A 711-nucleotide genomic window follows, 5' to 3' on the forward strand; every position below is an offset into this window, starting at 1 on the left:
GTTCGGTATCACGCCGGACCACTCCATACCGACGTCGGCTCCAGCCAGATGCTCAGTGAAAAGCCCCGTGACATGGTGGTCGATGACGATGACCTCATCCACCGCCTCTTTCATCTTCTTGGCGAACAGTCCCACAGTGGCGCTGCCGCAGCCGATGCGCATTTTTGCTTCCTTCACGCCGTTGATAACGGGAGGCTTGCCAGCCTGAACAATGATCTTTGTTTTCTTGTTGACGGAAAGCTCCACTTCCTCGCCGTTGGCCAGCTCCACTATGGTGCGGGCCACGATGAAGCCGTCCGGTCCGGTGAGCTTATTGGCGCCGCCCACGGCGATCATCTTCGAGCCGTATTCCTCCGTGTTCACCATGCCGACCACCTTTCCGTCACGATAGACGGGGTCGCCTTCCTCGCCGATGTAGGTGTTGGTGTCCAGCTTTACAATGACGCCGGAATAGCTCAGCGGCGCTTCGGTCACAGTCGTGACCACCTCCACGCCGTCCCGAACTTCGGAAACAATGTGCGGCGCGGGACGGATGCAGGGATAGTTAGTGCCGGCGCCCACGGCAGTGATAATCGGGCCTTGGAGCCGGGGGTCCGGATATGTAATACCGTCGTTATGAACCGTCAGTTCGCGGTTGCGTACCAGTTTGCCATTTTCATTTGTATACCGCTTGCAGGCGCCGGTATGCCCCACAGGGATGCGGCACTGTAC

General features: G+C 58.6%; 1 pseudogene. It reads right to left on the reverse strand.

The features are described from left to right. Positions 1-711: pseudogene (locus FMM72_RS16755) on the reverse strand (6-hydroxynicotinate reductase); the annotation flags it as partial.

Source organism: Anaerotruncus colihominis, from assembly GCF_010206195.1.
In the GTDB taxonomy this organism is placed as follows: Bacteria; Bacillota; Clostridia; order Oscillospirales; family Ruminococcaceae; genus Anaerotruncus; species Anaerotruncus colihominis_A.